At 32.5% G+C, this 25,975-nt stretch carries 24 protein-coding genes; 13 read left to right on the plus strand and 11 right to left on the minus strand.

The window, feature by feature from the left end:
* From PKN74_RS05525 to PKN74_RS05540, 4 genes are all read left to right on the plus strand, one after another.
* The coding region (locus PKN74_RS05525; protein WP_472309399.1) for a carbohydrate ABC transporter permease at positions 1 to 761 on the plus strand (761 nt) is incomplete at its 5' end.
* Positions 762 to 773: 12 nt separating this feature from the next.
* A complete protein-coding gene (locus PKN74_RS05530; protein WP_472309401.1) occupies positions 774 to 1,592 on the plus strand; it encodes a carbohydrate ABC transporter permease in 819 nt (272 codons plus the stop codon).
* A gap of 100 nt (positions 1,593 to 1,692) precedes the next feature.
* Positions 1,693 to 3,111, plus strand: coding sequence for an MFS transporter (locus tag PKN74_RS05535; protein ID WP_472309403.1), 1,419 nt, complete (start codon positions 1,693 to 1,695; stop codon positions 3,109 to 3,111).
* 18 nt (positions 3,112 to 3,129) lie between these two features.
* Positions 3,130 to 3,822 carry a FadR/GntR family transcriptional regulator gene (locus tag PKN74_RS05540; RefSeq protein ID WP_472309405.1) on the plus strand — a complete coding sequence of 231 codons (693 nt, stop codon included), beginning with the start codon at positions 3,130 to 3,132 and terminating at the stop codon, positions 3,820 to 3,822.
* Positions 3,823 to 3,837: 15 nt separating this feature from the next.
* Here the strand turns inward: PKN74_RS05540 and PKN74_RS05545 are convergent, their stop codons facing one another.
* The 5 genes from PKN74_RS05545 to PKN74_RS05565 all read right to left on the minus strand — a co-directional run bounded on the left by PKN74_RS05545 (position 3,838) and on the right by PKN74_RS05565 (position 8,790).
* Positions 3,838 to 4,287: an RrF2 family transcriptional regulator gene (locus tag PKN74_RS05545; RefSeq protein WP_472309407.1), complete on the minus strand. Its 450-nt coding sequence runs from the start codon at positions 4,285 to 4,287 to the stop codon at positions 3,838 to 3,840.
* 36 nt (positions 4,288 to 4,323) lie between these two features.
* Positions 4,324 to 5,082, minus strand: coding sequence for a 2-phosphosulfolactate phosphatase (locus PKN74_RS05550; RefSeq protein WP_472309439.1), 759 nt, complete (start codon positions 5,080 to 5,082; stop codon positions 4,324 to 4,326).
* Positions 5,078 to 5,731, minus strand: coding sequence for a histidine phosphatase family protein (locus PKN74_RS05555; protein WP_472309409.1), 654 nt, complete (start codon positions 5,729 to 5,731; stop codon positions 5,078 to 5,080). Before PKN74_RS05555 ends, PKN74_RS05550 begins: the two co-directional genes overlap by 5 nt.
* A gap of 30 nt (positions 5,732 to 5,761) precedes the next feature.
* Complete coding sequence (guaA, locus tag PKN74_RS05560; RefSeq protein WP_472309411.1) at positions 5,762 to 7,291, minus strand: glutamine-hydrolyzing GMP synthase; 1,530 nt, start codon at positions 7,289 to 7,291, stop codon at positions 5,762 to 5,764.
* Between the two features lie 206 nt (positions 7,292 to 7,497).
* On the minus strand, positions 7,498 to 8,790 hold the full coding sequence (locus tag PKN74_RS05565) for a nucleotidyltransferase (protein ID WP_472309413.1): 1,293 nt from the start codon (positions 8,788 to 8,790) through the stop codon (positions 7,498 to 7,500).
* Positions 8,791 to 9,162: 372 nt separating this feature from the next.
* On the opposite strand from PKN74_RS05565, the gene surE reads away from it, so the two are divergent.
* From surE to fmt, 3 genes are read left to right on the plus strand one after another with little or no spacing between them, the layout of a single operon-like run.
* A complete protein-coding gene (surE, locus tag PKN74_RS05570) occupies positions 9,163 to 9,921 on the plus strand; it encodes a 5'/3'-nucleotidase SurE (protein WP_472309441.1) in 759 nt (252 codons plus the stop codon).
* A gap of 2 nt (positions 9,922 to 9,923) precedes the next feature.
* Positions 9,924 to 10,469: a peptide deformylase gene (gene def, locus PKN74_RS05575; protein WP_472309415.1), complete on the plus strand. Its 546-nt coding sequence runs from the start codon at positions 9,924 to 9,926 to the stop codon at positions 10,467 to 10,469.
* A complete protein-coding gene (fmt, locus tag PKN74_RS05580) occupies positions 10,466 to 11,428 on the plus strand; it encodes a methionyl-tRNA formyltransferase (RefSeq protein WP_472309417.1) in 963 nt (320 codons plus the stop codon). The genes def and fmt overlap by 4 nt, the downstream gene beginning before the upstream one ends.
* On the opposite strand, the gene PKN74_RS05585 is transcribed toward fmt, so the two are convergent.
* On the minus strand, positions 11,425 to 12,183 hold the full coding sequence (locus PKN74_RS05585) for a TatD family hydrolase (RefSeq protein WP_472309419.1): 759 nt from the start codon (positions 12,181 to 12,183) through the stop codon (positions 11,425 to 11,427). The two genes, fmt and PKN74_RS05585, sit on opposite strands and share 4 nt — an antisense overlap.
* Before the next feature lie 284 nt (positions 12,184 to 12,467).
* A complete protein-coding gene (locus PKN74_RS05590) occupies positions 12,468 to 12,896 on the minus strand; it encodes a PPC domain-containing DNA-binding protein (protein WP_472309421.1) in 429 nt (142 codons plus the stop codon).
* Positions 12,897 to 13,597: 701 nt separating this feature from the next.
* Between PKN74_RS05590 and PKN74_RS05595 the strand changes: the two genes are divergently transcribed.
* From PKN74_RS05595 to murA, 3 genes are all read left to right on the plus strand, one after another.
* A complete protein-coding gene (locus PKN74_RS05595) occupies positions 13,598 to 14,452 on the plus strand; it encodes a Cof-type HAD-IIB family hydrolase (RefSeq protein ID WP_472309423.1) in 855 nt (284 codons plus the stop codon).
* Positions 14,403 to 15,218: a hypothetical protein gene (locus PKN74_RS05600; protein WP_472309425.1), complete on the plus strand. Its 816-nt coding sequence runs from the start codon at positions 14,403 to 14,405 to the stop codon at positions 15,216 to 15,218. The genes PKN74_RS05595 and PKN74_RS05600 overlap by 50 nt, the downstream gene beginning before the upstream one ends.
* Positions 15,219 to 15,284: 66 nt before the next feature.
* The gene (gene murA / locus PKN74_RS05605) at positions 15,285 to 16,544 is read left to right on the plus strand and encodes a UDP-N-acetylglucosamine 1-carboxyvinyltransferase (RefSeq protein WP_472309443.1); all 1,260 of its coding nucleotides are present in this window, start codon (positions 15,285 to 15,287) and stop codon (positions 16,542 to 16,544) included.
* A gap of 148 nt (positions 16,545 to 16,692) precedes the next feature.
* On the opposite strand, the gene PKN74_RS05610 is transcribed toward murA, so the two are convergent.
* The 4 genes from PKN74_RS05610 to secG all read right to left on the minus strand — a co-directional run bounded on the left by PKN74_RS05610 (position 16,693) and on the right by secG (position 20,729).
* Positions 16,693 to 18,030: a hypothetical protein gene (locus PKN74_RS05610; protein WP_472309427.1), complete on the minus strand. Its 1,338-nt coding sequence runs from the start codon at positions 18,028 to 18,030 to the stop codon at positions 16,693 to 16,695.
* A gap of 116 nt (positions 18,031 to 18,146) precedes the next feature.
* Positions 18,147 to 19,148, minus strand: coding sequence for an S-layer homology domain-containing protein (locus tag PKN74_RS05615; RefSeq protein WP_472309429.1), 1,002 nt, complete (start codon positions 19,146 to 19,148; stop codon positions 18,147 to 18,149).
* Positions 19,149 to 19,289: 141 nt separating this feature from the next.
* The gene (gene tyrS, locus PKN74_RS05620) at positions 19,290 to 20,483 is read right to left on the minus strand and encodes a tyrosine--tRNA ligase (protein WP_472309431.1); all 1,194 of its coding nucleotides are present in this window, start codon (positions 20,481 to 20,483) and stop codon (positions 19,290 to 19,292) included.
* A 12-nt stretch (positions 20,484 to 20,495) separates the two neighbouring features.
* Complete coding sequence (secG, locus tag PKN74_RS05625; RefSeq protein ID WP_472309433.1) at positions 20,496 to 20,729, minus strand: preprotein translocase subunit SecG; 234 nt, start codon at positions 20,727 to 20,729, stop codon at positions 20,496 to 20,498.
* Between the two features lie 375 nt (positions 20,730 to 21,104).
* Here secG and PKN74_RS05630 point away from each other — a divergent pair, with 375 nt between their 5' ends.
* The 3 genes from PKN74_RS05630 (at position 21,105) to pulA (ending at position 25,671) form a co-directional block, all read left to right on the plus strand.
* Entirely contained in the window at positions 21,105 to 21,605 is a 501-nt protein-coding gene (locus tag PKN74_RS05630; RefSeq protein ID WP_472309435.1) for a GNAT family N-acetyltransferase, read from the plus strand.
* 294 nt (positions 21,606 to 21,899) lie between these two features.
* Positions 21,900 to 22,871: a LacI family DNA-binding transcriptional regulator gene (locus tag PKN74_RS05635; protein ID WP_472309445.1), complete on the plus strand. Its 972-nt coding sequence runs from the start codon at positions 21,900 to 21,902 to the stop codon at positions 22,869 to 22,871.
* Positions 22,872 to 22,989: 118 nt separating this feature from the next.
* The gene (pulA, locus tag PKN74_RS05640; RefSeq protein WP_472309437.1) at positions 22,990 to 25,671 is read left to right on the plus strand and encodes a type I pullulanase; all 2,682 of its coding nucleotides are present in this window, start codon (positions 22,990 to 22,992) and stop codon (positions 25,669 to 25,671) included.
* Positions 25,672 to 25,975: the final 304 nt, after the last annotated feature.

Consider the following 25,975-nt stretch of genomic DNA (forward strand, 5'->3'; position numbering starts at 1 on the left):
ATTGGGACCTCATTGATGAATCAGCGAGAGGTTTCATAGGATTTTCTAATTTTGTAAACATTTTTAAAGATAAATCTTTTTGGAATGCACTATTTCTTCAATTAGGCTTCATTTTTATAGCCATACCTATAGAAACGGTAATAGGTTTTTTTGTTGCTATGCTTTTAAATAGAGAGTTCAAAGGTGTAAAAGTTATTAGAAGTCTTTTATTATTACCAGTTTTTGTTTTACCAGTTTTGTCGGGTTTGACTTGGCGGTTAATGTTACAACCAGAATATGGGGCTATTAGTTTTTTGTTGACAAAAATTGGTGTTTCACAAACAACTTGGCTTGCAAAACCAACTACAGCGTATGCAGCTGTAATAATTCAAGATATTTGGAGGATGTGGCCATTTATGTTTATGTTTTTGTATTCAGGGCTAATAAATATTCCTCCTTCATTGATTGAAGCAGCAGATTTAGATGGGGCAGGATTTTGGGATAAAGTTTTTAAAATTATACTTCCCTTACTAAAACCAACCTTTACAACAGCTATATTACTAAGATTAATAGATGCTTTGCGTATCTTTTCTGAAGTGTTTGTAATGACTGAAGGAGGGCCTGGAAATGCTACTACACTGCTCTCTTTATATATTTATAAACAGGCGTTTAGATATTTTAACATTGGTTATGCTTCTGCTATGGGTATTATTTTAACAATCATAAGTTTAACTATAGCGATTTTTTTGGTAAGAAAAAATATGATGATGGAAAGCGCTTAGGAGTTGATTGTTTTGAAAAGAAAGAAAATAAAAAAGGCTATTATAATAATCGTTTCTATTTTAATTCTTATAGTAGAATTATTTCCAATATTGATAATAGTTTTAAATGGTTTTAAAAGGGATATTGATATTTGGTCTGGAAATCCATTTAGTTTTAAACCGACTTTACAAAGTTACAAAAAAATATTTCAAAGAAGTGATGTATGGTTAGGTTTAAAAAATAGCATTTTAGTAGGTTTAATTTCAACAATTATATCTTTGATAGTTGGGGCGATGGCCTCTTATGCCATTGCAAGATTTGATTTTAAATACAGAGAAACAGTAGCATATTCTTTTCTCGTATCTAGGATGATTCCACAAATTTCTTTGGCTATACCTTTGTTTATGATGTTTCGATTTATAAATTTAATCGATACTTTACCAGCCTTAATCTTCGCTCATATGAGTTTTAATATCCCTTATGTTGTGTGGGTACTTTTACCGTTTTTTTCTGATGTTCCTAAAGAGTATGAAGAAGCCGCTTTAGTGGATGGTTGCGATAAAAAGAAAATCTTTTGGAAGATTTTCTTACCTCTCGTAGCGCCTGGTGTTGTTGTTGCAGGAGTTTTTACTTTTATGATGTCTTGGAACGAGTTTTTATATGCTTTGGTATTAACAAGTTCACAAGCAAAGACTGCTCCTGTTGTAATAAACGGATTTATGGGGCAATATGCGCCTCTATGGGGTCAATTAGCAGCAGCTGGAACGATAATGTTAATACCAAACTTTGTGATAACGCTACTGTTTCAAAGATATTTAATAGAAGGGATGAGTGGAGGAATAAAAGGATAACAAAATAATGTATAATTAAAAAGATTGTAACTTTTTATTATTTAATTTGGATTTAAATGTTATAGTTACAACTATTTAGGTTTATAGAGGAGGGGATCATATGGATGAAGAAAAGCTTTCTTTAAAAACCAAGTTATTTTACGCCTCAGGGGATATTTATGGTGGCGGTGCTTTTAATATTATCAATTTTTTCTATGCTATTTTTTTAACAGATGTAGTTGGTTTGAAGATGCATTATATTGCACCAATCCTGTTAATTGGTAAGATATGGGATGCTGTTACAGATCCATTAATGGGTCTTATATCTGACAATACAAGAACTAAATGGGGAAGAAGAAGGCCGTACTTTTTAGCTGGAACATTTTTAATTTTTATCTCTTTTTTTATCTTGTGGTATCCAGTGAGTTTTCCGACTCAAGTGGGAAAATTTGTCTATGCACTTGTTGCTTATTTAATTTTTACTACTGTTTTTACTATGGTTATGACTCCCTATTCCGCTTTGGGTGCTGAATTAACGTTAGATTATCATGAAAGAACCTCTTTGAATTCATATAGACTTGCTTTTTCTATTGGTTCAGGCTTAGTTTGTGCCGTTTTACCTATGTTGATTGTTAATGCTTTTGATGATATAAAAACCGGTTATATAGTAATGGCGATTGTTTTTGGGCTTATTTTTTCTTTGCCCTGGATTGGAGTTTTCTTATATACTAAAGAAAGAGAAGATTTTTCGCAAGAAAAGAAATCCTTCAATTTTTTTGAATTATTTTTTGAACCTTTTAAAATAAAAAGTTTTAGGCTATTGATATTTATGTATCTTTTTGCATATTTAGCTATTGATGTTGTATCTACTGTATTTGCTTATTATACAAAATATTATTTGGGTAATGAGGCTGTGCTTCCTATCGCTTTAGGAACACTTTTTATAGCAGAAATTCTGTTTATTCCTGTATATGGAGCAATCGCTAAAAAAACCTCTAAAAATATTTCTTACATCATAGGTGCAATAGTTTGGTGTATTGCAGGAGTTGTATTGTTTACGCTACCACCTGATGTAGGGACTTTTCAAGTAGTGTTGATGGCTGCTATAATAGGGGCAGGGATATCTGCAGTTGCAGTAATGCCTCATGCAATGTTTGGAGATGTTACAGATGTTGCAGAACTGGTTTTTGGTAAGAGGGAAGAAGGTACCTTGAGTGGCTTAATGACTTTTATCAGGAAAGTGGCGTCTGGGTTAGCTGTTGCAGGTGTAACTTTTTCTATGGGTTTGGCAGGTTTTATTAACCCTGTTGATGGGGTTGAATTTACGCAACCACCTTCTTTTTTGTTTGCTTTGAGATTCATAATTTCTTTTGTTCCTTTGATTTTGATGACGTTTGGTATTATTGTGGCTATTAGGTACCCATTGGTTTCACGAGATCATAAAAAACTGATAAAATATTTAGAAGATAAAAGAAAGGGCATACCCGTTTCGCCGGAGTTAGAGAAAGAAATTTTAGAATTACAGAAAAAATTAGTGTGATTTTTTGTGAGGTAAATAATGAAAGATGGAGATTTAAAGAAAAAATCAAAGAGTAGAGAGATTATAGAAGAGATCTTAAAAGAAATTGAACAATCAAAGATTAAGATTGGCGATAAACTTCCGTCAGAAAGAAGTCTTGCCGAAAAATACAACGTTTCTCGAATTGTTATAAGAGAAGTCATAAGTTATTTGAAAGCTATTGGTGTCGTTGAAAGCATTCAAGGAAGCGGAAACTATATAATAGATTATCCAAAACAAGAGTATTTTGACTTAAATTATTTGGATTATGATGTTGATCATTTATTAGAAAGTAGAAAGATATTGGAACAGGCGTCAGCTGCTTTGGTGTTTAAAAATATGGATGATGAATTGATAGAAGAGTTAGAAAAGATTGTTCAAAATTTGGCAAAAGCAATAAAGGGAAAAGACTTAAACGGAGCATTAGAACATGATTATTACTTTCATAAGATATATGCTTCTTACACACAAAATCCAATAATAGAAAATATATTAGACAACTTAACAAGTTTCATTCAAGATAGAGTGTGGAAGATAATGAAAAAGGAATATTTGTTTACAAATACGTATAACAAGAAAACTTTAGAAAATCATAGAAACATATTAAATGCTCTCAAAAATCGAGATATAGGTCAACTTTTATTTTCCATTGAAATGCACTATGATACAATAATAAGCGGACTAAAAAAGTAAGGTTGTTTTTCTTAATTAAATAGGAGAAACGTTACCTTTGCGTTCTCCGTATTCTATAATATCTTTTAGAGTAATTTTTGATAATTCATCAAAAATAGCTTTTTGTACCCTTCTCCAAACGAAATCGGCAGGGCAGGTGTCTTGATTTACGCATTCTCCTTTTGTAACGCAATCATAAGAATTCAAAGGCACTTCTAATGCCTCAACTATTTCTGACAACTTTACTTCCTCGGGATTTTTTGCTAAAGTGAATCCTCCAAATTTTCCTCTTCCGGAGTCTACAATGCCCGCTCTTTTTAATTCAGAAAATATTTTAGCTAAAAATTCGTTAGGTATATCTGTGTTTTCTGAAATGTTAAATATAGATATGTAATTTTTCTCGTTATTTTGATTTTGCTCGTTTTGTAACTTGTACAGCTCATAGAGACCTCTTAAGGCATAACAACTCTTTATTGTTAAAGACATATTTTCCCACCTTTTAGTACCCATTCTAAAAGAGTTTTAAACATTAGATAAGTAAGCCTGTTTAAAAACTTGGCTTCCTTTTTTAGCAAAAGGTACCACATTGAACATGTTTAATTCAAAGCAGAAGTCCAAATCTTCTTTAAAACCTAGTTTTTTTAGACGAGTTGCATGTGAAGAATTTTTTATCTCGTTTCTTTTATAGTTCGATAATTTAAGTGCAATCTTTGCACCGTCGTTTAGCTCAACATCTTCTGCTGTAGTAGCATCTTCAAGGAACTTTTTTACAAAAATTCCTGCTACAAAACAATCTTCTAACGACACATTTCCGTCTGTACCAGAACAAATTACACCTATATCTTTATAGGCTTTTTTTGTTATAAAGTCAAAAACAGGATCAAGATTAAGTAGAGAAAGAGCTATAACATCTCCTTTTTGATTAACTTTTTGAATAGCTTTTGCTCCATTAGTGGTAGTTAGCACTACAGTTTTTTTTCTTATTTGGTCAGCATTTTTGATAAACTCAACAGGAGAGTTTCCATAATCAAAGCCTTCTATTTTTAGGGCTTCTCTTTCTCCAGCTAATATGTATCCTCCAATCATTCCTAGTTCTTTTGCTGTTTCAACTTTTTCTAACACCATTACCTCTTCTGCGCCGCAATGTAACAGTGTTGCTATTGTTGAGGTAGCTCTAAGTATATCAATTAGAATATAAATTTGATGGTTTTTTATATTTTCACATGGTAAAAAGTAGACATCTATGTATGTTTTGAATATATCTCTTTGTTCTATTTTAATCTAACTCCTTTTCTTGCAAAGTAGTATAAAACCTCATTGTGTAATTTTCTATATGCCAAGTTTCATTCAAGGAAGAAATAGTATATTTATATTTTCCATCATAGATAATATGTGAAACTGATGCATTCTCCATTAAATATGTTCCATGTTGGTTCAAAGGAACATTTAATATCCAGCAAATAATGCTTCTAATAGCAAGTCCATGAGCTACTATTATTATTTTATCATTTGGTTTGTGCTTTTTTGTGATTCTTTTTAAAACACGTACAGCACGTCTCTGTAAATCTCCCAAAGATTCTACCCCTTCAATTATGGCCCATATATCGTTATGCCAATATTTTACTTCTTCTGAGTAGTTTATAAGGATTTGATCTAAAGTTTTGCCATCCCAAGGGCCAATATCACATTCATTTAAGTCTGCATATCTTTCTATTTGTAAACCATGATATTGGTTTATTATTTCTGCTGTTTTTATGGCTCTTTTGAGTTGAGAACAGTACAGTCCGTCTATTTCCATCTCTTTAAATCTTTCTGCTGCTGCCTGAGCTTGCGTTATTCCCTCTTCGTCTAATTCTATGTCTTTTAGACCTTGCCATTTTCCTTCTCTATTCCAAGCGGTTATACCATGTCTAACTAAATATATATCCACCTATTAGTACACCTCCGAATTTTACTTTATTTATTCCCATTCAATAGTAGCGGGGGGTTTTGAAGTTATATCATATACAACTCTTGAAACTTCTTCAACTTCATTTGTAATTCTTCTAGTCGAGAGATCTAAAACGTCATGTGGGATTCTAGACCAGTCTGCTGTCATTCCCTCAGTACTGTCTACCGCTCTCAATGAAACTAAATAACCGTAATTTCTTCTATCTCCTCTAACTCCAACAGTTCTTATCGGCGTTAAAACTGCAAAGGCTTGCCATACTTTTTCATACCAACCTGTTTCTTTTAGTGTTTTTATGAATATATCATCTACTTTTCGTAATATCTCTAATTTTTCTTTTGTTACTTCACCTATTATTCTTATTGCAAGCCCTGGACCTGGAAAAGGATGACGATACAGAATTTCTCTGGGTATTCCTAATATTTCTCCAACACTTCTCACTTCATCTTTAAATAATTCTCTAAGTGGCTCTATCAGTTTTAAATTCATATCTTCAGGAAGCCCTCCGACGTTATGATGACTTTTTATTTTAGCTGTTTTTTTACCTGATTTAGCACTTTCAATTACATCAGAATAAATTGTCCCTTGAACAAGAAATTCACAGTCAGTTTCTTTACTAGCCTCTTCTTCAAATACCCTTATAAACTCTTCGCCGATGATCTTTCTCTTTATTTCAGGGTCTGTCACGCCTTTTAATTTTGTTAAAAATCGTTCTTCAGCATCAATTACAGTCAAGTTTATTCCAAAATACTCTTTAAACGTGCTTTCAACTTCTTTTGCCTCGTTTAATCTTAACAAACCGTGATTAACAAAGATAGCCTTTAGATGTTCTCCAATTGCTTTGTAGGTTAATAAAGCTGCAACTGAAGAGTCAACACCACCAGATAATGCGATTATTGCCTTTTTATCTCCAACAGTGTTTCGTATTTGTTTTATCTTTTCATTAACAAAATCCGATAATTTCCAGGTTTCGTTAACTTCGCATATTTTAATAACAAAATTTTTTAGAATTGTTTCACCGAATGTTGTATGTTTTACTTCAGGATGAAATTGTAATGCATAGATTTTCTTTTCCTCATTTTCAAAAGAAGCAATTATTCCATTATTTGTTTTAGTAGTTACTTTAAAACCGAGGGGGGCTTCTACAACCACGTCTTTATGACTCATCCATACAATAAACTCTTTATCTATATCTATATTTTCAAATAATTTAGAGTAATCTGTAATTTTTATTATTGTTTTACCAAATTCTCCAGCTTCTCTAGTTTCAACTTTACCTCCAAATTTTTTTGCTAAAAGTTGCATTCCATAGCAAATCCCTAAAATAGGTAGGTTGTATTCTAGAATATATGTAGGCAGGGTTGGTGCATCTTCTTCGTAGACACTATCCGGACCACCAGATAGAATAATTCCCTTTACATCGTCAAAGGATATCTTATCATCAAATTGAACTACCTCAGAGTAAACTCCAATGTCTCTTATCCTTTTTGCAAGAAGTTGGGTGTATTGAGAACCAAAGTCAATGATGAGGATCTTTTGCATTTTTAGATTACCTCCATAAAATTGCAAACTCTATGCAAATTAGAATCAAAGGAGAGTGAACCAGGGCTGCCGCTCTGTCATCCTTTTTAAATCGGTTTTTGCCAAATTTTTCATTTGTAGGGATGAACTATAATAGGCGTCTAAATCAGCGAAACGAACAGGTTGCACATTTCTATATCAAGAATTTCAGGTTTAAACACAAATTTCTAATAGATGAACACCTTTGTTACCATATCTGGTTCATAGATTGCATATTTTTTATCTTTGTAAAGCAAAGAATAAATATTGCTAGCTAAAAAATCATACTCTATTTGTTTTAAAAATATTTCGGGTATACTGTTAAATTTCTTATTAGTTAATAAAGATTCATCACTTAATTTGTTATAAATCCTTTTATACCTAGAAGGAGTTGTAATTATTGGGAATTTGCTAACCTTTTTTATTTGGCCCAAAAGTTTCTGGCCATTTTTAGAAAAACCTAGAACTCTTAAGTACTGTGGACCATATTTGTTATATAATTGTACATCACTTGCAGTTAAGTCAAAGAATATTTTCAACAATGTTCGTTTTATGCGAGTCAGGGTAAATCTTTTTGTTTTTACACACATCAAGAGTTGATTAATAGTTGAACTAACTTTTGAACAATCTAAAAATCTTCTATCCAAACCTTCTTTAATCCCATCTATTTTCGAAAAGTCTTTTCTATTCATCATTCTTACTTTAGCTAAAATCATATCTCTCATGTCTTCTAGGAAAACAGGGCCTTTTTTTAATGCTATTTCTCTTTTTAAGACGTCATAAGAAACATCGGGAACAGCGTCTCTTACTTTTTCAAAATCTCCCTCTTCAATTAATTTTCTAATTGCAGTTGCACTAGAAATCTCTCCTGTATAATTTTCTTCATTGTAACTTGCACCTGCCCGTTTTATAGCCTGCGGTTTAATTTTTGAATCATAGAGCTTCAAGGCATTTAGATATTCAAGTCCTAATATATCGTTTGATTTTTCAAGTTTCTCAATGATTTCCTTTTCTTCATTCATATGAGCAAAATAATCATTCAATGCGTATTTTCTAGCGTTTGGAAAAGAAAGTCCTTCTTTTAAATATCTATTTAAAGTCTTTTTGTACTCTTTGGGTTGATTAACTAATATATCAGAAATTTGAGATAAGCTTTCGATATCTGCAGACTCACTTCCAAAAACTAAATCACTAACAACACTGGTTCTTTCTAGAATACCAACAGCACCATTTGCGAAACCACTGGCATCTTGAATAGCATAGACAAAAGGTAACTCAAAGACGATATCGACGCCCATCTTAACAGCCACTTCTGTTCGAGAAAATTTATCAATTATCGCTGGTTCCCCTCTCTGAACGAAATTACCACTCATCACAGCAACAACATAATCAGGATTCACAAGCGACTTAGCAGTATTCAAGTGATATAAGTGCCCATTATGGTAAGGATTGTATTCAACTACAAGTCCAAGTACTTTCAAAAGAGATCTTCTCCTTTTAAAATCCATAATTGTAAAAATGGTTCTATAAAAAACAACGTCTTTCTATTTTGGAAACCTGTATATAGTCTTTATAGCTTAAAATTAGGGTTTAAACATGCAAGTTGCACTTCTATCTAGAATTTTCGCTTTTTATAGTCTATTTTTAAAAATTATTTTTATATGAAGTCAAAAACTCTCTACCCTCTATTATACCAAATTTTGATTATAAGATAAAATTAATCATATTTTAAATTGATAATAAAAAAATAATGTTAAAATTAAAGGTACAAGATAAATATTAAAATATTTACGCAGTTGATTTTTAATAATTTATTTGTTGCAATATTTTTTTTGTGGTTTTGGAGGTGTTTGATGAACATTCTGCTTTCTAATGATGATGGTATTATGTCTCCGGGTATTATTACACTAAAAGAGTATTTACAACAAAAACATAACGTGTATGTAGTTGCTCCTGATGTAGAGAGAAGTTCTACTGGACACGCTATTACAGTTAGAAACCCATTATGGGCAAAGGAGGTAAAGTTCGGACAGGTATTTTTTGGTCATGCCGTGAATGGAACTCCTGCCGATTGTGTTAAAATAGGGTTAGACGCAATATATAAAGATATAAAATTTGATCTTATAGTTTCTGGAATTAATAGAGGGGCGAATTTAGGAACAGATGTATTATATTCTGGAACAGTATCTGCAGCCCTAGAAGCTGCATTGAATGGTTATCCATCAATAGCAGTATCATGCGTTAAGTACTCTGAACCTAACTATGAAGATGGTGCCAAAGTTGTGATGGATATAATAGAAAGACTTGATTTTGAAAAATGGCCTAAATTCACTACTTTAAATGTTAATGTGCCGCCAAATTCATATTATGAGATTAAAGGGATGAAAGTTACAAAGCAGAGCAGCAGAAGATATCAGGATTATTTTGAAGAAAGAAAAGACCCATACGGTAACTCATATTATTGGATGCTTGGAAATATTATAGAGGATGATCCAGATCCAGAGTCTGATTATAATGTTGTTAAGCATGGATATGTTTCAGTCACACCATTAAGTGTATTTATGACAAAATTTGATTTTATTGAGGAATTGAAAAGATTACTGGAGGAATAAAAATGGAGGTTAGAATCATTGGGGACCCTGTGCTTAGAAAAAAGGCACAGAGTGTCAAAGAATTTGATGATAAACTAAAAAAGTTTGTAGAGGAAATGTTCTCTACAATGTACCTATACGAAGGAGTGGGGTTAGCTGCTCCTCAAGTAGGTGTTTCGTTAAGAATATTTGTAATGGATTCAAGAGAAGAAAACGACAAAGGCAAAAAGGTTGTTATAAACCCTGAAATACTTGAGTATTTAGGGGAAGAAGTTACAGAAGAAGAAGGTTGTTTGAGTATACCAGACATCTTTGAAGATGTATTAAGGCCTGAGGGAGTTCGGGTTAGATATCAAGATATAAACGGAAATGTTATAGAAGAGGAGCTTCACAGCTATCAAGCAAGGATTTTTCAGCATGAGTTTGACCATCTTGAAGGGATACTTTTTGTTGATAAGATTTCAACTTTAAGAAAGGCTTTAATAAAAAAAGATTTAGCTAAATTATCTGAAAAAGGCAAACTACGGGCTAAAGAACTAAAAAAGTTAGGTGATGAGATTAAGATATGACAAAAAAAGATGATTTCAAAATAGTATTTATGGGTACACCAGAATTTGGTGGTGTTGTTTTAGAAGAATTAATCAAAAATGGTTACAATGTTGTTGGAGTGTTTTCTCAGCCTGATAGACCTAAAGGTAGAGGAAGAAAGGTTGAACCTACTTATGTAAAATCAGTTGCACTTCAATATGGAATTCCTGTGTTTCAACCCAAATCAGTTAGTAAAGCTGAAGGTTTTGAAACTTTGGTTAAATTGAATCCTAATATAATAATAACTGCCGCCTTTGGGAAAATACTTAGAAAAAATGTGTTGGAATATCCAGAAAAAGGTTGCTGGAATGTTCATGCCTCACTTCTTCCAAAGTATAGGGGTGCAGCACCTATTCAAAGGGCGATCGAGAATGGAGAAAACGAAACAGGAATAACTATTTATAAAATGGTTGAAAAACTTGATGCAGGTGATATAGCGATTCAAAAGGCTATTCCTATTGATATAAACGATAACTTTGGTATAGTTTACAATAAACTCTTAGAGCTTGCCAAAGAGGCAGTTTTAGAGTTTCTTGAAAAGTTTGATAGCCTTACTTTAGTTCCACAAGACGATAGTTTGGCTACTTATGCAGAAAAGATAACACCTCAAGATTTAAAGGTTGATTTCAATTGGGACGCGATAAGGGTTCATAATAAAATAAGGGCATATGATCCAATTTCAGGAGTTTCTTGTGAAATTAACTCAGAGATAGTAAAATTATTTGGTTCTGAATTAGTTAGAGATTATACAACAAAAAAAGAAGTCCCATATAAAAATGGGACTATTTTTGATAAGAATGATACGGGAATATATGTTAAATGTGAAAATGGAGTAGTAAAAATAAAAGAAATTCAGTTTCCAAACAAACGAAAGATTTCTACTATAGATGCGATTAATGGCAGAAAATTAGCTATAGGAGACAGATTCATTGAAACTTAAAAAAATAAAGTACGAGCATTGAAATACATTTGTTTTTTAAGTTCTTCTATATCAATATTCTTTATTTCTGCAATCTTTTCGTAAATGTATTTTACATAAACAGGCATGTTTCTTTTCCCTCTAAAAGGAACAGGCGGTAAAAAAGGTGAATCTGTTTCGGGTAAAATCCGGTCTAAGGGTGCTTGTTGAACAACTTTTCTTAGTTCTGAGTTTTTGGAATAGGTAATTGGGCCATCTATACCTATATAAAAGCCAAGATCAAGAAATTTTTTGGCAGTTTCCCATGTATCAGAAAAACAGTGTACAACACCTAATTTACTTGGCAAATTGCTTTTCTTTAAAAATTCATAAGCTTCATTGTAAGCGTCCCTTATATGTAAAACAATTGGTTTATTAAGTTTCTTTGCTATAGAAACTTGTGCATCAAAAATTTTGTACTGAGTTTGTTTATTTGTTTCCCAGTAAAAATCCAAACCTGTTTCTCCTACAGCCACTATTTTTTCACTTTGGGCTAATTTTTCTAATTCTTCTAAATCTTTATTATCAACGCCTTCGCTATCAGATGGATGAATACCCACACTTCCAAAAGCTTTAGGCTGATTTTTAACAAATTCAACAACCTTTTTTGAATTATCTAAATCTCCTCCTATTTCAATAAAAAGATCAAGTTCTTTATTAACTTTTTTTAAAACTTCTTCTCTATCGTCATCATAATTTGAGAATAATAAATGGCAATGAGTATCAATAAAATTCAAGTTTAACGCTCCTTTTACTAATTTTATTATTGTTGTGTAAAATATATTTTTATAAAAAAATATGGGACAGCTTCACTATAATCCGATAAACATCACATTTTGTAACGTTTATTTTTAACTGAGGAAACTTACAATCTGCGCTTTTCGTGCTTTTGATTAGGTTTTACATGCAAAACCTGGATGGTTCACTGATTTAGAAGCCCAAGTTAGTCGATTCTCCAGCCAGAATCGATGTTTCAATAAAATTATCGAACTAAGATATATATTTACAAGGTGCATTTGGATTATTCTTTAATAAATTTAAAAAGATTTAGTCCAATTTCTTCACTAAATTCCCTATCGACATATCCAGGCAGACTTTCTATAATAATTTCTGCAGTTCCACTAATTATAGCATAATTTAAATGGCCACCAAAGGCATCTAAGTTTGAATCTGAAATTGTTGCATGAATATGTAAATAAGGTTCCTTGTTCATAGTAGAAATGTTGCCTGTGAGATTAACTATCTCAAAATCTCCGGTGAACTCTTTTGACGAATATCTTTTAGTATGGGTATTAAAAAGTCCTATTTTTACCTTATTTGTCGAACCTAAGCCAGTAATTTTTCCAAGAGTAATAGAGTTTTCCTTACAAAAATCAGCAAGGGTTGAAACGATTTCTTCTCCCTTGTCTAATCTTAAAATGTATTTGTTTTCATTTTTGATAAAATCCATTTTGTCTGCCCCCAATCATAAAAATTATTCGTTATTTTGTTTTAAAGCTGATAGAATAGCGGTGCTGTGGAAGTGTTAACGCCCAGTCCCCACAGAAATCATTTTTGGATTGTATATGATCGTCTCGCTTATTTAAACACCCCAGTTGGGTGTTTCTGCAACAGAGAGGTTCAAATTTACCTAGAGTACATATAAAGTGCTAAAGCCAAAAAAGCATATTTATTATTGACATAAGAAAGATAAACCTATATAAATCATCTGTAATCTGATTAGAAATGCTCAAAGTAATCATAGCTAAAAGATTAAAAAATCCTTACTAGTAAATTAAAATTTAAAACTCTTATTAATGATAACAAATTTTTGTTTTAAAACAATTAAGCAAGAAAGAAACTTCGAAAAATCCACTTATTAATAAATTTTTCATGACTAATATGATAAAATATAAAGGTAAAAACACAATATTAAAGCATATTGAATTTCATTTGTAGAGACGAGATATATAGGTGCTGTCAAGATTTAATCACGATTTGCAAGTTTGTATAATTTAATTTTCAAAACGTAAAATTTAGTTTTTTTAAAAACAGGAGTCGTGCATGTAGCCCGTTTCTACAACTTAAAATCATCCTTTGGTAAATTATTAAAATTAACTTTGACATAAAAAACCAAACATTATTTAAAGGAGGACATCAAACATCTACAAAATGGACTATCATTTAAACTCTTCTCATAAAGTTTTTGTTTTCGATTTCGATGGAACATTATTGAACTCTGAAGTTAGAGTTGGTCCAAGAACATTTGAGGCATTAAAAATACTTAAAGAACAGGGTCATACTATAATTTTATGTAGTGGTCGTATGTATGCATCCATGTTGTACATTATTAATAATTTTCTTCCATTTTTAAAGGGTTATGCGTATATTGTAGCTTACAATGGTGGATATATTGTTAACAACAAAGGTGAACTAATATTTGAGAAAGGTTTAGAAAAAGAAGTCGCCATTGAATGTGTAGAATTTTTACGACAGTTAAATGTGCATCGTCATATTTACATCAATGATGAATTGATATCTGAGGTGGATGATCAAGAAATCAGAGATTATTCGAAACATGCTTTTGTGGAATATAAATTGGTAGACGATTTAGTAGAAACCATAAAAAGCTCAGAACATCCTACCTTAAAGATTTTAGCAATATGTGAACCTGATAGACTCGATGAGATTCAAAGTTTTGCTGAAAAAAAGTTTGAAGGAAGGATAAATATTATGAAATCATTCAGTTCTTATCTAGATTTTATGCCATTTGGTGTATCAAAAGGGGAAGCATTAAAAATATTAGCCGAAATATATAATTTTAATGTAGAAGAAGCCTATGTTTTTGGTGACTCGCAAAACGATATAGATATGTTAAGGATATCAAAGAATAGCTTTGCAATGGGGAACGCCGAAAAAGAAGTAAAAGAAGCTGCAAGTTATGTTATACCAAGTAATGATGAGGATGGTGTTGCATATGCCCTTGAAAAAATTTTATGCGATGACGGTAATAATGTTAATTTTTAGCTTTACTTTTGCAACTGTATACGATATAATTAACAAAGACGAACTAAATATAGGATTTTTTTTTCTTAACTTAAATGATCTACAAAATTTAGAATCAGATGAAAATGATTTTATTGCATATTTGCTAGATTTAGAGGAAATCGATTCTGAGCTTTGCTATCTTGCTTTAGGAGCTACTAGGAACTATAATCTAATTCAAGATTTCGCTAGAGAAATTGGTTACTACTTAAAAAGTCTGGGAGTTGATATTGTAATATTTGGCAACTTAAAACTTCTAGATAAAAACGTAAAAGATGATCCTACACATTACATAGGGAATTCCCCTTATCTCGTGGCAGAAGTTATGTACCGTATGATAAGAGGCTTTGAAACAAGTGGTGTTGTGCCTGTTGTAATAGTTACATCTGATGATAATAAAAACATCACTGATTCTTTGCTTCAAAAAGTTGGATCTTTTTATTCATACTCATCCGAACTAAAGAAAGTGGATTTATTTTTTAATGGTGATTGTTTAAAGTTTACCAACGATAACATCTTCAAGATTCCTTGGACTTATGGAAGTGAAAATCTAGAAGAAATAATTCAGCAATTGTATAAGAGTAGTATTGTCTTATCAGGTTATAGGAACGAAGGATTAAATTTGTTATACAAGGAAATCAATTATACAGACAAAAAAGCAGTTACATATTTCTCGAAAAGTGTAGAAGAAGATGCAAAGAAAGTTTTCGAAGGTGAACTATTACCAACAGGAAATAAAAACTGGTGAGCGATTCTTTATAATTAATTAGGGGGGTTTAAATTGAAAAGTATAGGATTAGACACTTCTGGAAAGATGATAGTTAAAGGTCCGCAAAAGGCTAGAGGAGAGGTAATAGTTTCTGGTTCAAAAAATGCGGTGCTTCCTATTATGGGAGCGTCTTTACTTACCGATGATGAAGTTGTGTTACATAATGTTCCAGATTTAGCCGATGTAAAAACTATGACAGAAATACTAGAAAGTGCTGGAAAAGAAATTGAAAGGTACGACGATCAATTAATAATTAAAAGTACCGGAAGAATTAACTCTGAAATTCCTTATGAACCTGTTAGAAAAATGAGAGCTTCTTTCAATGTGTATGGCCCGTTAACTATTAGAAATGGCTATGCAAAAGTTGCACTACCAGGGGGCTGTTCTATCGGAGCAAGACCGGTGGATTTTCATCTAGAAGGGTTGAAAAAATTAGGTATAGAAAGTACAGTTGAGCATGGTTTTGTGATGAGTAGAGTGAGTAAACCAAATAAAGAGATCAATGTTACCTTACCTTTCCCCAGTGTTGGTGCTACTGAACATATTTTAACAACAGCATGTTTGATAAAGGGTGTGGAAACTACCATTACTAATTGTGCTATTGAGCCAGAGGTTACAGATTTAGTTAATTTTTTGAATAAGATGGGAGCAAAAATTTCAGGCATAGGAACTTCTATTTTAAAGATTGAAGGTGTGGATAAGCTAAGTGGTGTAAATTACACCATAATTCCCGATAGAATAGAAGCCGGGACGTTTATAATAATGGGCATTTTAATTGGAGAGAACCTCGTTATAAAAAATGTAACTGCTGAACATTTAGACGCTTTGTTTTCAATATTCGAAAAAGTTGGTTGCCCAATTAATTACAATAAAAAGAAGAGAGAGGTTAAAGTAGGAGCAGTACCATTACAAACTTTGAAAAGTATTAGCATGGAAACTTCACCATATCCTGGATTTCCTACAGATTTACAACCACAAATTACTACCTTGTTATCATTAGTTCCTGGTAGATCTACAATAACTGAAACGGTTTTTAAAAGCAGGTTTTACCATATAGATGAATTAAATAGAATGGGAGCAAAGATTAGGGTTGAAGATAACACAGCTATAATTGAAGGGGTTAACAAGCTTACAGGAGCACCGGTTGAAGCAACAGACTTAAGAGCGGCAGCTGCACTTTTAATAGCCGGTCTTGTGGCTGAAGGTGAAACAATTATAACAAATGTAGACCATATTTTTAGAGGATATGAAAATATCCAAGAAAAATTAGAGCAATTAGGTATTGATGTGCTTTATATTAAATGAGAAAACAATAGACATTATAAATAGATAATAAATAGAAGCTGGCAATTTTCGCCAGCTTCTTCTTTTGCTTATAAAAATAAATAATAAAAGACAAAATGAAAAACCTCTATAGAAGGTCTTCTATAGAGGTTTTATTGTTAGACATTAATTAAAATTTTACTGAAGCTTTTAAGAATAGGTACCAGTGAAGAGCTTTTAAATCATTTGCACCAACAATGTTACCACGAGGATCTCTAGCTTCATTACCTAAATGGAGACCACTTTGGAGAACATTGTATGTGTAGGTAACGTCTGCCATGTATGCTAACTGATTATCGGGTTTAACATCTGCAAGGAAATAGTAAAGATTTCCAGCAACTTCTAAGTTATCTATACCAAGTACTGTATAAAGGTTTGGAGTGATTGTATATTTTAGTGGGGTTCCAAAAGTGAAGTTCATCGGAACGCCTACACCCACTTTGAAATCGGTGACAGCATATTCAAAAGATGGTTTTAAGTTTAATGAATATTTAAGATCTTTCATATCTAAGAAATCAATTGTGAATGTATCAGTTATTCCAATTTTAAATGGTGCAGGATTTGCTTCTAGGTCAAAACCTGCTCCGATCTTTCTGGCATCAGGCCAATCGATGACCTTTCTTACATCTGCATCAGATTCTGGCTTAAATACTTCTGGTAAACCTTCTTGAGCTTTGAAATATGCATGAGGTTTTAATTTAATGCCATCTACTGTTACAGGATATGCATAATCAACATATACTCTGTAGGCATTTTTAGAATCTACCCCAGCATTTAAAAGAGCAAAAACCAAGTCTACTGTCTCTTCACCAGGCAACGGCGATTTTGTTAATTTTCCCTGAAGAGAAAAGCGATTATTTTCTTTATCTTCGAATTTGAAGGCAGTTGCTGCAAATCCTTTTAGTTCTTCTCCAATATCTAAATCATACTTTAGACCCAAAATCCAGTTCTCTGGAAGAGACAATTTACCATCCTTATGTGGAGTTACTTCGCCAGCGGCTAAATCAGCTAATTCAAAAGAAAGGTTATATTTCGTTAATCCAAGCTTTAAAGCTCCAGTAGCACTTGTGAACTGGTTGATTGTGTAGTCACTTAACTTGATAGCTCTTGGTTCGTATCTTAATAGCCATGCATCTTCTTTATACTCTATATAGTCTAAAACGTCTTTCAGAGTGAATGAAGCAGGATGAGTGTGATCCTCTGGTTTAGTTGAATCATAATCTCCAGACTTTCCTACTTCAACTTCTGGTTGTAACTTAAAACCAACGGAAAAACTCCCTGGACCTGCCTCCACAGGAATTGATAAACTGAAATCAACATCAAGTTTTCCGTTGATGTCCAAAGCACTTTCGTCTAATAGTAACTCAAAACCAAATTCTCCACTTACATCTAAAACAGGTGTAACAGTTACAGCAAATAGTGCAAGCGCACTAAGAATTACTAAAAGAGAAACAACAAACTTTTTCATCCTAAAAACCCCCTTCTACTTGTAATTTTGTGTTAGTATTTAAAAAATCCTAAGCTATTATATCAAATATTCAAACTTCCTGTCAATACATAAAATCATATTTCTAAAAACTTTGTTTAGTTAATTATACCTTGATTTAAACAAATAGCTATAATTCCTAAACCCACTCCTGTTACAGCTGTTAACCACAATAGTCTGTGATCTTGTGCCTTAGCAATTTCTTCTTTTTGAACTTCTAGTTCTCTGCTTACTTCTTCTATCTTAGCTTCATTGTTAGACACTTTCATAGATAAACTTGGTAATGCTTTCACGAACATTGCATTTTCTTCTGCTAAAGTTTTTACGTTCGCAACTTCAGATTCTAATGTTGCAAGCTTTTCATCATGTGCAGAAACCTGGTTTGAAAGATTATCAATCTTGTCATATGTGTCATACTTGAGGTTCAAAAAATTCTTGGTCATGGTTGTTTTGAAATCTTCAAAGGATGTTTCAAGATCCGAAACTTGGTTTGAAAGATTATCAATCTTATCATAAGTTTCGTACTTTAGATTTAAATGGTTTCTAGTCATAGTTGATTGAAATTCTTCTAAAGAATTGACTTTTTCTTCAAGATCATAAACCTTTCTTGATAAAACAGGAAGCCCTTTAACTATCATACTATCTTGTTCTACAGTTTTGTTAAGAGTTTTCAAGGAACTTTCTGTTTGAGATAACTTAGATTCAAGTTGAGATACTTTTGCTTGTAATTGTGCAACATCCTGACTTACAACTGCTGTTGCATCTGCTTGTTCAACTGTCAATAATGAAGATTCTAAAGCGGACATTTTTTTGCTTAAATCGGTTACCTTAGATTCTAAATACTCAAGGTCTTTTGTTTTTGCAATTTCAGGAGAATTCTCAAGATAGGTAATTAATCTTGACATCCATACAGCTGCATCGGACCTTGTTAAAGGCTCATAACCCTTGAAGGTTGGTTGATCAACAGGTATAACGCCTTTTTCTACCAGTTTCATTACGTAGTCATATGCCCAATTATCTAAGCCCACATCAGTGAACCCCAAAGAAAACGCTGAAACTACAAACACAAGAAGTGTTAAAAACACCAAACCCTTTTTCACTTTCCTTACCCCCTTTTCTGAATTTTTGACTGTTTGATTTAAAAACTTTATTTAGTATTAAAATTATACAGATTCGCCGCTTAAAAGCTCTTTTATCAACCTATATAATATTATACTATATTCAATTAAATTTTGCAAAGGTTATTTAACTTTTTTTAATCTAAAATAATTCTTTTTACCTACTCTTAAAACGTCTCCGTCTTCAAAGTTAGGAACAAATTTAAAATCATCTATCTTTTCATCGTTTATCCGAATTGCACCTTGACTAATAGCGCGTTTTATTTCACTGTTACTATCAAATACATTTGTTTTGGCAACTATATCTAATATTGTTTCGTTCTCTTGGACTAATATTTCAGGAAGATCATCGGGCATGTCTTTTTTTTGAAAAATAGCGACAAAATTATCTTTTGCTTTTTTTGCTTCTTCTTCATTATACAACATTTTTACTATTTCTTCAGCTAATATCATTTTAACATCTCTTGGATTGATTTCATCTTTATTCATTTTTTCTTCGTATTCTTCTATTTTGTCTATAGGTATATCGGTTAAATATTTCATATATTTAATTATTAGATGATCTGGAATAGACATAACTTTTCCAAAAATATCATCAGGAGCATCATTAAAAGCAATATAGTTGTTATAACTTTTACTCATCTTCAGATTTCCATCTGTACCTTCTATCAGAGGCATAGTGATAACTATTTGTGGTTCTTGACCAAACTCTTCTTGAAGTTTTCTTCCTACTAAAAGATTGAATAATTGGTCAGTTCCACCCATCTCAACGTCTGCTTCAATAACTATAGAATCATAAGCCTGTGCAATTGGATATAGGAATTCAGAGATACTTATTGGTTCGTTTTCTGTTAAACGGTTTTTAAAATCATCTCTTTCAAGCATTCTGGCTACAGTGTATCTAGATGTTAAGTTAATGATATCTTCAAAGGTAAGTTTTGAAAGCCATTCACTGTTGAACCTGATTATGGTTTGTTGAGGGTCTAAGATTTTGAATGCTTGCTCAACATAAGTCTTTGAATTTTCTTTTACCTCTTCCTCTGAAAGAAGCGGTCTGGTCTTCGACCTTCCAGAAGGATCACCGATCCTAGCAGTGAAGTCCCCAATAATTAAATAAACAATATGGCCAAACTTTTGAAATTGCCTCAATTTTCTTAGAACTACAGCATGTCCCAAATGCAGATCGGGTCTGGATGGATCTACACCGAGTTTTACCTTCAACTGTTTTTTTCTTTTTAATTTATCCAAAAATTCTTCTTCGGTGATAAAATCTACCGTATCTTTTTTAATGACTTCAAGTTGGTCTTTTAAATTCAAATTTCACCCTCCCTAAGCCACTATCCATGTGACTAAAAAGCAACTAAACATGAACAGAATTCCGAATGTTAAAGCAATTTTAGAAGTTTTGTCAAGTCCTTTTTCTCTTCCAAAAACAGCCCCTGTACCTCCTCCGAAGGCACCACCACGTTCACTATTCTCACGCATTTTTTGTAAGGCAAAAAAAATAACCCCTATAGCTAAGATTATATGAACTATTATAACAACAACTGAGAGAAAAGTCATACTCACCCTCCTTTTAGTTATGAAGCTTCTATTAATCATATAAGTCAGTTTTTTCCTTATTATTATATCATAAGGATATATAATATGCAAATGATTTTTAAAAATATTCAAAAACGCAAAAAAACAAGTTATTTGTTCTTAATTAGTTATAAATAGTTATATTTTTGCATAATTCCGAGTAATTACGCTAGGTTTTACTGGTACAAATTAGATAAAATAAAGTTAAGTTAATAAGAGGAAACGCTTTCTTTTTTAATTAATCAAAATATTAGTGAAACGCCATCAAAACGATCCTTTTTAACAGTCTCAAGATATGTATATGGTATAATGGTTATAGATGTTGAAACTAACGTAAAAACTAAAGGAGGAATATTCATGTTTCCTGAAGAGTTCTCACAATTCTGGGCAATTTACGACAGCTCTTTTCCAGTGGATGAAAAACGCGATAAACAGACTCAAAGAAGATTGCTTACTAATAATAAATATAAAATAATACCTTATTATAACAATGGAAAAATGGTTGGTTTTATTGCTTTGTGGATTCTCGGTGATATCGTGTTTTTAGAACATCTAGCAATAAAGAAAGAATTTAGAGGAAAAGGTTATGGGACAAAAATCTTAAAAGACGTCAAACGCAGATTTCCTGGTAGATTGGTATTAGAGGTTGAACCACCAAAAGATGAAACAACAATAAGAAGGATCAAGTTTTATAAAAAAGCTGGATTTCATCTGAATGAACATCATTATGTTCAACCACCCTTAGGAAGAAATAAAAAACCTGTTACACTTAAAATAATGTCTTATCCTAATCTGATACCTTCAGAGGAATTCGATTATCTGGTAAGATATATACATAACAATATAGAGCATGCCTAATAAAATAAGGTTTTGAGTTTATACGGGTTCAGGGCGGAGCCCTCTACCCACACCCTTTCAGGTACTGAAAAGCAAAAAAAATAATGAAAAATTCCTCACTTTTTAGAGACTCTGGAAAATGGGATTAAAAAAAATGCTTTTGGGTTTATACGGGTTCAGGGCGGAGCCCTCTACCCACACCCTTTCAGGTACTGAAAAGCAAAAAAAATAATGAAAAATTCCTCACTTTTTTACTAGGAGGTGATTTAAATAGAGAAAAAAGGCCAAAAAAAGCCAAGAAATTCTAATCCTACCATTAAAGATGTTGCAAGGCTCGCCGATGTAGGAATAGCAACCGTTTCTAGAGTCATTAACAATTCAGGCAAGGTGAGCGAGAAAACGAGAGAAAAGGTTTTAAGTGTTATTGAAGAACTTGGATATACACCAAACATACATGCTCGAACTCTTTCGTCTAAAAATATCGAATCGTTATCCTTTGTTATACCTGATATGGGAAACGAATTTTATTCAATTATCTATTCCCTTCTTGAAAAAAGGCTTTCACGTAATAACTATAGACTAATTGTTTTCCCTTTGATAGATCAAGTGGCTCTACAGAAAATTAAACAAAATACGGATATGATATATCAAACAGATGGAGTTTTTATTTGTTCTTTATCTGTTACAAAGATTTTCCAAAATAGAACGCCTCCCAAAAAAATAATACTCATAGACTCGTTTGATGAAAGATTTGATTCTGTGTATGTAGACAACGAAAAAATTGGAGAAACAGCAGCTGAATATTTACTTAAAAATTCTCCTGAAAAAACAAATTATTATTTAATAACATTTAAAGAATTAGACAACGAATTTACGTCTTTTGTTTTTGAAAAAAGGGATAAAGGTTTTTTAAGAGTTATGCAAAAACACAACAAGAAAGTAAAAGTTGTATATGCTGACTTGATGTGGGAGGGGGGCTACAAAGCAATGCAATCGTTGATCAAAAGAAAGCCAAAGAATTACGTTTCCATTTTTTCAACCTGTGATATGTTAGGTGTCGGAGTAAAAAAATATTTAGAAGAGATGAAAATGGTTCCAAAAAAAGAGTACTCTCTAATATCTGTAGATAATTTACCTATTAGCAGGTTATTTAGATTAACTACTATTCGTCAACCTCTAAGTGAAATGGCAGAAATTGCGTATAAAATGTTTATTAGCTCTTTAAATGGAAGGGAAAAAGTAGATCAGCACAAGCTCACTTGCAAAATAATAGAAAGAGAGACATAAAGTCTTTCTTTTTTTAGAAAATAATGGAAACCTTTTCATTAATGAAAAATAGATTGGTTCAGGGCGGCAGCTCTTTCAAAATATCACCAAAATTTAAAGTTAAAAGGAGGAAACTACTATGAAAAAACTTCGGTATTTTCTGATAATTCTCATTTTGATGGTTATACCATGTTTTGGCTTTTCAGCTGATAACAGTCAAGTGACAAAAGGCTTTGAAAGTGCACAAGTTAGTGAATTCATAGCTCTATCAGAAGGTAAAACTGCACAAGATTTTGGCGCAGAAACCGTTTTAATAGTTCATTACCACAGACCAGATGGAAAGTATGATCCTTGGAATTTATGGATTTGGCCGAGTAAACCTGTATCAAAAGAAGGTGCCAGATATTTATTTGAAGGAGAAGACAATTTTGGCAAATATGCAATAATCACTTTTGATGAAAAATATACAGAATTAGGATTTATTGTAAGAACAGATAGTTGGGACAAAGATATATCTGTTGATAGATTTGTTACCATCCCTGTGAGTGGTGTTGCTGAAATTTGGGTACTATCTGGAATAGAAAACTACTATGTAGATCCCTCAACCGTTGATTTAAGCCCACGGGTATTAGCAGCTATCATGGATTCTTTTGACGAAGTAAAATTAGAATTAACGGTCCCTTTTGATACTAAAGATTGGAAAGGCAAAGTGAACTTCTACATGGTTGATGGTTCAGAAACTATCCAGTTTGATGTATCTGATGTATATAAAACTGATCCAACCGATATTTCATTAACCACGAAAATTACTATAAAACTTCAAAATCCCATAAAACCAGAAAATGTTGACAAATTGTTTAAAGTGGAAATAGAAGATTACGTGTTCGATGGTTATGTAATTTTGAGAAATGTTCTAGATGACGAAGTCTTTCATTACTATGGAGATGACCTTGGTTTAACATATACCACAACTCAATCTACGTTTAAAGTTTGGTCGCCGGTTTCTTCTCAAGCCAGTTTACTACTCTTTGAAAAATATAACGATGAAGAACCATATAAAATAGTTCCAATGCAAAAAAGCATAAATGGTGTATGGCAGGCAACTGTTTCAGGAAATTTAAAAGGACAATACTACATGTATGAGTTTGTTTCTTACGGAGAAACAAGAAGAACAATAGATATTTACTCAATTGCATTGGCTGTTAATTCAACCAAATCAGCTATAGTTGATTTAAAAGATACGGATCCTGCTGGATGGAAGAATGATGTAAGACCTCCATTTTCGAATCCTGAAGATGCAATAATCTATGAAATCCATGTAAAAGATTTTACAATAGACGAAAGTTCAGGTATCCCAAAAGAATACAGAGGGAAATATCTTGGTTTAACCATAGAAGATTCTCAATCTCCAACTGGCGTAAAAACAGGGCTTGCACATTTGAAGGAATTGGGAGTTACTCATGTCCATGTAATGCCATTTCAAGACATAGGTTCACTAGATGAAACAAAGTTTGATGAGCAATATGGTTGGGGATATGATCCTCATGTGTACAATGTTCCTGAGGGTATTTATTCTACTGATCCTTTTGATCCATTAGTTAGAATAAATGAAGTAAAACAGATGGTTCAAGCGCTCCATAAAAATGGGATACGTATAATAATGGACGTTGTTTACAACCACACATATCAAGTTGGTAAAAGTTCTCCATTTGACCAAACCGTTCCTTACTTTTACTACAGAACAGACGGATCAGGAAAATACACAAATGGATCAGGGTGTGGAAACGAAATAGCAACCGAACGATTCATGGTAAGAAAGTATATAGTAGATAGCGTGAAATATTGGGTTACTGAATACCATATTGATGGATACAGGTTTGATTTACTAGGATTGTTCGATAAAGAAACTGTTAAGGCAATATCACAAGAGTTGCATGCAATACTACCCGAAATAGTATTATATGGGGAACCTTGGACTGGTGGAGGACCGATACTATTTGGGAAAGGTGATCAAAAAGGATTAGAAATAGCCGTTTTCAATGATGATGTGAGAGACGCAATTAGAGGAAGTGTTTTTGATGCAAAAGTCAAAGGATTCGGTTTAGGAGCAACGGGGCAAAAAACTAAATTGGAAAGAGGCATAGTGGGTTCAATAGAATACAGCAGTAAAATAAAATCTTGGACTCAAGATCCACAAGAAACCATTAACTATGTTTCTAACCATGACAATCACACTCTTTGGGACAAAAACGCATTAGCTTTAGGAGTAAGGCCATGGGAGCAAAAAATAGATGAAAAAACTCTAGAAACATTAAAGAGCTCTCAAAAATTCTCAAATGCAATGATCCTTACCATGCAAGGTGTATCCTTTTTACATGGTGGAGTAGATTTTGCAAGGACTAAAAACGGGCACGACAATCCGTACAACGTTCAAGGTCCCAACGTTATAGACTGGAATAGAAAAAGCGAGTTTTATTATGTATTCGAATACTATCAAGGAATGATCAAGTTAAGAAAAGAGCATCCTGCCTTCAGAATGACAAATGCTGCTGATATTAAGAAACATCTAGAATTTTTTGAACTATCTAGAGAATTTACAAAAACAATAGCCTTTACGATAAAAGATAATGCAAACAACGATAGTTGGAAAAATATAGTTGTAATATATAATGGTGAACCAGAAAAAGCTGTAACAATCGAACTTCCAAAAGGCAATTGGAATGTCGTTGTAGATAAAAATACCGCAGGAACAGACGTATTAAGAGTAGTTAAGAACAAAGTTGAAGTTGAACCCCTTTCTATTTGTGTGTTGTATCAATAATATGATTAAATCTATCAAAAAACGCCCTTCTTAGGGCGTTTTTTGATAGATGTTTAATTTATTATTTCAAATACATATCTAACCAATCGAGAGTTTCTTTTATGGCTTGAGAAATTTTATTGGGTCCGACAAAATTGTCGAAGGTATGGTCTGCATCTAACATTACGAGTTTTTACCTTCTATGAAACTCGCAACACCTTTGCGCCTCTGATTTCCCCTTGTTTTATTTCTAGAATCGCTTTATTAGCGTCTTCTAGTTCAAATACCTGCACTTCAGGTTTAATAGGAATCTTTTCGGCTAGAA

The organism is Defluviitoga sp. (genome assembly GCF_035349255.1).
GTDB lineage: Bacteria > Thermotogota > Thermotogae > Petrotogales > Petrotogaceae > Defluviitoga.